Here is a 6,839-nt window from a genome sequence, read left to right as displayed (position 1 = left end):
TGACGGCTTTATGCTTGATCTCAACCTGACTACTAGAATTATCTGTCGCTACAGATAACGCCTTTAACCGTTTTTTATAGCGGTAGAGATAACTTCTTAGCGTAGACACCGACAAGTCTAAATCATGACTTTCAGCCAGTATCACAACCACCCCTTCATGGGTGTAGGTATCCAGTAAACCCTCAATCACCGCATACAGCGATCGGAATTTTGAAAATTTTGTTCTTGTCGCCATCGTTACTCACCTATAAAAATATCAACCCTGATTACCCGTCTTTTGTAGGGAAATTACCGTAAAACATCATCATTATAGGCTATTTTGCCTCACTTATGCATCAAATAAGCATCGTAACGAGGTAGTAACGCTCTTATCAGCCTTTTTTGCTAAAAAAGCTGACCACAGGTAGAAAATAACCGATTTTTCTACCTGTTTTCTTGGTCATTAAATTATTCAATTTAATGACTACACCATACGCACCCTAAAGGGACTGCCAAATAGCTGATATTGTTAAGGTTAATGAAATCGGTTTTCTTGAAAATGTATGCAAAGTGCAAACAAAATTAACGTTAACCCTTGATTTATAACGGAAAAAGGTGTTTGCAAACTGCAAACAGTGTTGCTTCTAAAAAGTGAAAAATACCCCCTAAATAGCCCTTTTTTGCCTCTTTTTACGTCAAAAATCGCGCTTTCCTAACAGCTGAATTTGTGGTGTAGTAAGTACCCTTCAATGAAATTAACCCCAATTATCAGGAAAAAGTGGCGATGAACTACGCAATTTTGAGAACAGCAAAATTAAAGACGATGGGCAACATTGGTGGCAGTCTGGCACACAACTACCGAACGATAGAAACACTCAATGCTGACCCTAATCGCACCCCTGAAAATGATCATACCGTTGCTAGCCCTGAAGCCGTCAAACAGGCAATACAAAACCGGCTCCCTGAAAAAAGACGCGCTGATGCGGTGCTCTGTATTGAGTATTTGATCACCGCCAGTCCTGAATGGGAAGGCTGGGGAAATGACAAGGAAGTTGAGTTTTTTAAGCGAGCAAGTTTATGGCTCATGGATAAACATGGCGCAGAAAATATGGCGGGTATCAGTATTCATCGGGACATAAGCACACCGCAGCTAGTCGCTTATGTGGTTCCCATCGATCAAAGAGGAAAGCTGAACTGTAAGGATTTTCTAGGCGGTAGAGTTAAGTTAAGGCAGATGCAGACTGATTTTGCCAACCAAGTGAAGGATTTAGGGCTAACGAGGGGCAAGGAAGGCTCTAAAGCCAAGCATACCAGCATCAAAGCGTATTACCACGATATCAATCACGCTAGGGATTTTAGGATCACAGCCGAACCACCTAAACCTGAATTATTTGAAAGCAAGGCTAGCTACGGTGAAAAAGTCACAGCAGCGGTTATTGAGCAAATAGAACCGACGGTGAAGGCTGCTAACAGCATTCTGATGGACTACGAGAAGGCGAGGGTGGATAAAAGCGTGGCAGAAGCAAGCTATGACACCCTCAAGAAACGTGTTGAGCCTTACTTAATAGCAACTAAAGGGCTAAATCAAGAGGATATTGCTAGGGTAAATCATGCCATGCAGCTAGAAAGCCGTAAAATAGCTGTAGAGAAGGATAAAACTAAATAGGCTAGGTATGTATCAAAATAGAGTTAGAAACTCCTTAAATCTAATTATTTGGGCAAATAAAGTGGTTTTTATAGCTCATTATTGAGGTCTAAGCAAAATAAAGTTACTAGAATGCTAAAAGAACTGGAGAATTTGAAAAATTCTACTGCTTTTGATGAGGTTAAAAATAAGTTGATGGATGAGCCAGAAAAAATGGATAGATTACCTGACCCAAAAGATCATAAAAAATACCCTGATATTTCGAGGTAACTAGGCTTTTATCCTTTGTATTTTTAGTTAGTAAAAAAACAAAAGAATGCTTTTAATGTTTTTAAATGCTTTTAAGAGCTTTTAAGATCCGATACAGCCCTTGCTAATTATAGCTTACAGCGTTTATAAGCATACGTTTATCGCACTATAAGCATACGTTTATCGCACTATAAGCATACGTTTATCGCACTATAAGCATACGTTTATCGCACCTAAGGATTCACCATTGATTGATGTATGCTTATAGTGTTATATTAGTATTTATACTTATCTAATAAGGTGCTGAAATGTCCGGACTTGTAGTGAAAGATAACGCTTTGATACAAGCAAGTTATACGCTCGATTTATCAGAACAGCGTCTTATTCTATTGGCTATTATTGAGGCTCGAAATTCACAGCTAGGTATTACTCATGATACTTTATTAAGAGTTCATGCTAGTAGCTACGCTAAGCACTTTAAAGTAAATGACAAGACTGCCTATACGATGCTAAAAGATGCCAGTAAGGGTTTATTTGATAGGTATGTGACTTACCATGATAAAAACCCTAAGAATGGTAAAGATAGATCATTTAATTGTCGCTGGGTGGACAAGGTAGGTGTTGAGCCCGATAGCGGTATTGTATATATGCGCTTTACATCCGATGTTGTACCCTTGATCACACGACTAGAAAAACAATATACAAGTTATGACATTGCGGAAGTTGCTAACCTTACTAGCAGCTATGCGATACGACTTTATGAACTGATTATTCAATGGCGAGATGTTGGAGTTACTCAAAAATATAATATTGATGAACTTAGAAGTAAATTAGGTGTTGAGCGTGAACAATATAAGAAAATGAGTAATTTTAAGGCAAGAGTTATAGACCATGCGGTCAATCAAATAAATGAACACACAGATATTACCGTCAAATATGCTCAGCACAAAACTGGTAAATCTATCACCGCTGTATCATTCTCATTTAAGCAAAAGCAAATCATTGAGCACATTAAATCCACTAACGACAGTTCGTTTATCAAACTTACAGACAGCCAAATCAGATTATTCAGTGGCAAATTAGCGCGACTTCCTGAACTAGGTAATGATGCGCCACAGGGCAGAGATTTTGACCACTACGCTACAGTTATTGCTGATCACTTAGCAGACGAGAATCAGCAAAAGAAATATATACCCTATCTTGCAAAAGTAGGCTATCAACCTGCAAAGCGTAAGACATGCACTATTTTATAGCTATCAGATATTCAGTTTTTTACTTTTTTAATACTACGTCTTTTCGTAGTATTGGGGGTAGGGGGGCTTACCCCCGCCGATGTTTTGATTTTATAAATGTGTGACCGTTAGGAATAAACATTTATAAAATCAAAAACTCGCTATTAGTCAGAGGGACACAACCATTACACGTTAAAAAATAATGCTTTACTAATATCATATCAACTACAAATATTCTAGGTAGTAAGCATAACTTATGAAAAATGTTGAACTAATAAATAATCTATTTATCAGAACATACGATAGTCAACTGGAGGGTCACACTCATAATTATCATCAAGTACTTATGCCTTTAATGGGTGACATTAGTATGATAATTATGAATCAGACTATTAAGGTTTCTTATGGAGAAACATTAGTAATAAGGAAAGGTGTTTATCATCAATTTCAGGCAAGAAAAGACTTTCGTTTTTTAGTAGCAAATATAGAGGATATTGACTTTTTAAAACTGTCACTCAATGAAACTCACTTTTCAATGGATGAAAAAACGTTGTTATATATATCTTTTGTGGAAAAGCAACTGACCTCTGCTTACAACCAAAAGATAGAAGGTATGATGTTTGAATTATTAAAAGAGCTTCTTGGAACTATCCAAATGACTAAGCGACTGGATACTCGCTTAACTTCTGTCGTTCAAGCTATAAAAGGCAATATCACCATCAACCATACAATAAAGTCACTTGCTGAAATCGCCTGCCTAAGCGAAAGTCAGTTCAAGGTATTATTTAAAGAATATCTTGGCTGTACGCCCTATGCCTATATTACTGAACTTCGTATGAAATCAGCTCTTGGTCTCATTCTCAATACTGACACCCCTATTGCAATTGTGGCTGAGAAATGCGGTTATGATAACGTATCTGCCTTTATACGTCGTTTTTCTAATTTCTACCATCAGACTCCATATAAACTTCGTTGCAACAATCAAGATATGAAGCATCCGATTTATAGTGAACAATTTTGATAAATGATACCCAGTACGGCTACTAAGAATTCTTGAAATCTCTGTAAAGCAAGCTCGCAAAATTTCTAGCGAGTAAGTGTAAAAGCGCAATCATTTTATAATTGCTAGATTATATAACGAGCTGATTAGCACATATTTCCATCTGTTCCAGCAAACCCATAAGCATCAATTTCATTACCATAGTTACATCATATAAATGATGTGTCTTAGTAATTTTTTTATTGCTTATTAACCTATACAAAAATATAGAAGGGCTTGCAAATGAAGGTTTTAAAGAAGGAAGATAACCTTAATTACAGTATTTTTTTTGAGAAAATAGCTGATATTCAAAAAGATTACATTAGGGATGGTTTTGCTTTTATTAGTAGTACTAAAGTTTTAGAGCTACTAACTTACTTAGGTGTTAATGATAATGAATTGGATGTTTTAAAAATTGTGAGTAATGACTTACCACCTGATCCTACCTTAAGATTTAGGGAAAGTAGAAATGGAAGGTTTTTTCACAATAACACTCAAGGCTTTATCTATAGAACAGAATTTCAGCCTTTTGTACTATCCTCAGCTGAGGACTTTATCAGACATGATTCTGGTCAACTTAGAAAATTTACAGGCTTGAGTGAGAATCTAACTAAAAATACTGCATTCCAGGGTTTGCTTAGAATAAAGAATCTTATTATTAATAATACAAGTATTCAACCTCGTCCCAATCTAAACTACAAGACTTCAGACTGGGTAACAACAGTATTTAATCTAAGAACTCTAACCTCACGGGAGTTATTAGGTGAGCCTGCTCTAGAAGGTGTTCATTCCGATGGTGTAGATCATACTATGACCACAATTTTAGGCTATAAGAATATGACTGATGACAGTGCTATTACACATATACATTCTAACGAAGAAAAAAGTGGCATAAGGTTTAGCCAAACAAAGAAAGAGTATCTACTAGCTTCTATGAGGCATAAGGATTTTTTGGATACCGTTTTAATCAAAGATAATGAGCGCAAGCATAGTCTAAGCCCAGTCTATCAAAAGAATGAAGATAAACTTGCGAATAGGGATATGCTTATTTTTTTTACAAGGAAGCAGTGCGTAGAAGGTCATGTATCATTTAATTACGACTCTAATGAACCTCATCCAGATTACCCCGTTAAGTTTGATGTAAGGTAAGCAAGGACGTGCAATTGAATTTTTACACCCAATCAAAGCATAATATTGTAAAGTTTGCTGCGCCTGTAGCGTTCTTGGCAATCTGGAGTGGCGGTGCCATCTTTGCAAAAATTGGTTTGCAATATACAAACTCTTGGAGCTTTTTGTTTTTAAGATCAGCAATCGCTTTGTCACTACTTCTAGCAATATATCTAAAATCCGCCCATAAAAAAATAGATATCACTAAGCTTAAGAGGGAAAAAGGACAGCTTAAGGGCATTATATTTTCAGGTCTATTGCTACAAATATTCTATTTAACGTTTTACTTCTCAGCTATTAACACAGGGCTATCCCTTGGCATCATTATACTAGTGCTTGGTGTACAGCCTATTGTAACATCACTATTAAGCTCAAATACGGTTAGCTTTAAGAACTTAATATTACTAGCTATTTGTTTTTCAGGCTTGGTTTTATCTACATTAGGCTATCATACCGTTGATAAGATCAATGCTTCAGGTATGGTATTTTCTGCACTGGCGTTGCTATCCATCACGTTTGGTACTATCGCTCAAGCTAAGGTTAAAACGCCTCCTATTTTAACCTTATTGATCCAGACTATATTTTCATTTTTGATATTCTCCGCTGTGATTGTTTATCAAGGATTGTCCTTTAAGATCAATACTTACTCTTTGCTGTCATTAGTATGGATGGGCGCAGTGGTTTCCGTAGGTGCATATTTACTATTGATATTTATGCTCAAATATAGCTCCGCAGACAAAGTAAGCACCTTATTTTTTTTATTACCTTTAATGACGATGATATTAGAGAGTCTGGTTTTTGACACTACTTTGAGTGCCTTGACTATTTTTGGAGTCATATTAGTCTGCGTAAGCTTGTTTATTTATCAAACTCAGAAACCTGCCGAAAGCAGCAAATGATATACCCCAAGCCAACCAATTAATTAGACACTAAATCGAGCTAATAGCCTACCTAATTCAGACCGATAAAAAGAAACTACCTATATTGGACTGTCCGTTCATATGAGCAAATAGAGTGAACAAAACAAATAAGCCCCTTGTATCTGCTGATACAAGGGGCTAACTTTTTAGTCATTATTGTTTTACGTGAGTACGTTAAATATAAGCGAAATGTACAGCCAAATCATAAAAATAGGCGTTCTATACTTTTTTACATCACGTACCGCTCAGAAATGGAACGACCCCCGAAAGGCTTCACATTGCGTCAGCAGATTACTGGTGATTCGTCCTTGTTGTTCTCGCATAAAAAATATCTATTTTCTTTCAGTTTCAACCTGTCTTTTCATATCATCTAGTGCCGCTTGTAATTCTTCAGGCGTCAGTGCTTTGTCTAAGTCATCCTCACTGTCTGTATCGTTCTCTTGAATCGGATCACTACCGCGCAAATCAACAACAATTTGTTTGACGGCTTTATGCTTGATCTCAACCTGACTACTAGAATTATCTGTCGCTACAGATAACGCCTTTAACCGTTTTTTATAGCGGTAGAGATAACTTCTTAGCGTAGACACCGACAAGTCTAAATCATG

At 36.6% G+C, this 6,839-nt stretch carries 7 protein-coding genes and 1 pseudogene; 6 read left to right on the top strand and 2 right to left on the bottom strand.

Annotated features, from left to right (window positions below):
• Positions 1 to 235: pseudogene (locus tag FQ082_RS12785) on the bottom strand (hypothetical protein); the annotation flags it as partial.
• A gap of 528 nt (positions 236 to 763) precedes the next feature.
• On the opposite strand from FQ082_RS12785, the gene mobV reads away from it, so the two are divergent.
• From mobV to FQ082_RS12760, 6 genes are all read left to right on the top strand, one after another.
• Complete coding sequence (mobV, locus tag FQ082_RS12780) at positions 764 to 1,645, top strand: MobV family relaxase (protein ID WP_149493441.1); 882 nt, start codon at positions 764 to 766, stop codon at positions 1,643 to 1,645.
• Between the two features lie 111 nt (positions 1,646 to 1,756).
• Positions 1,757 to 1,894 (top strand): hypothetical protein, encoded by a 138-nt coding sequence (locus FQ082_RS13050; protein ID WP_181717960.1) that lies wholly within the window; start codon positions 1,757 to 1,759, stop codon positions 1,892 to 1,894.
• A 287-nt stretch (positions 1,895 to 2,181) separates the two neighbouring features.
• Positions 2,182 to 3,126, top strand: a complete 945-nt coding sequence (repM, locus tag FQ082_RS12775) for a replication initiation protein RepM (RefSeq protein ID WP_149493440.1) — start codon at positions 2,182 to 2,184, stop codon at positions 3,124 to 3,126.
• 235 nt (positions 3,127 to 3,361) lie between these two features.
• Positions 3,362 to 4,126: a helix-turn-helix transcriptional regulator gene (locus FQ082_RS12770; protein ID WP_149493439.1), complete on the top strand. Its 765-nt coding sequence runs from the start codon at positions 3,362 to 3,364 to the stop codon at positions 4,124 to 4,126.
• A gap of 261 nt (positions 4,127 to 4,387) precedes the next feature.
• The gene (locus FQ082_RS12765) at positions 4,388 to 5,293 is read left to right on the top strand and encodes a 2OG-Fe dioxygenase family protein (RefSeq protein WP_149493438.1); all 906 of its coding nucleotides are present in this window, start codon (positions 4,388 to 4,390) and stop codon (positions 5,291 to 5,293) included.
• Positions 5,294 to 5,307: 14 nt separating this feature from the next.
• Positions 5,308 to 6,210 (top strand): DMT family transporter, encoded by a 903-nt coding sequence (locus tag FQ082_RS12760; protein ID WP_188018963.1) that lies wholly within the window; start codon positions 5,308 to 5,310, stop codon positions 6,208 to 6,210.
• 353 nt (positions 6,211 to 6,563) lie between these two features.
• Here the strand turns inward: FQ082_RS12760 and FQ082_RS13045 are convergent.
• On the bottom strand, positions 6,564 to 6,839 hold a 276-nt coding region (locus FQ082_RS13045; protein WP_188018962.1), incomplete at its 5' end, for a hypothetical protein.

The organism is Psychrobacter sp. ANT_H56B, from assembly GCF_008369245.1.
Taxonomy (GTDB): Bacteria; Pseudomonadota; Gammaproteobacteria; order Pseudomonadales; family Moraxellaceae; genus Psychrobacter; species Psychrobacter cryohalolentis.
This window is presented reverse-complemented; position numbering and strand designations above follow the sequence as displayed.

Excerpts from the sequence above, each read along its gene's own strand:
- mobV (WP_149493441.1), top strand. The coding sequence starts at position 764 with ATGAACTACGCAATTTTGAGAACAGCAAAATTAAAGACGATGGGCAAC.
- FQ082_RS13050 (WP_181717960.1), top strand. The coding sequence starts at position 1,757 with ATGCTAAAAGAACTGGAGAATTTGAAAAATTCTACTGCTTTTGATGAG.
- repM (WP_149493440.1), top strand. The coding sequence starts at position 2,182 with ATGTCCGGACTTGTAGTGAAAGATAACGCTTTGATACAAGCAAGTTAT.
- FQ082_RS12770 (WP_149493439.1), top strand. The coding sequence starts at position 3,362 with ATGAAAAATGTTGAACTAATAAATAATCTATTTATCAGAACATACGAT.
- FQ082_RS12765 (WP_149493438.1), top strand. The coding sequence starts at position 4,388 with ATGAAGGTTTTAAAGAAGGAAGATAACCTTAATTACAGTATTTTTTTT.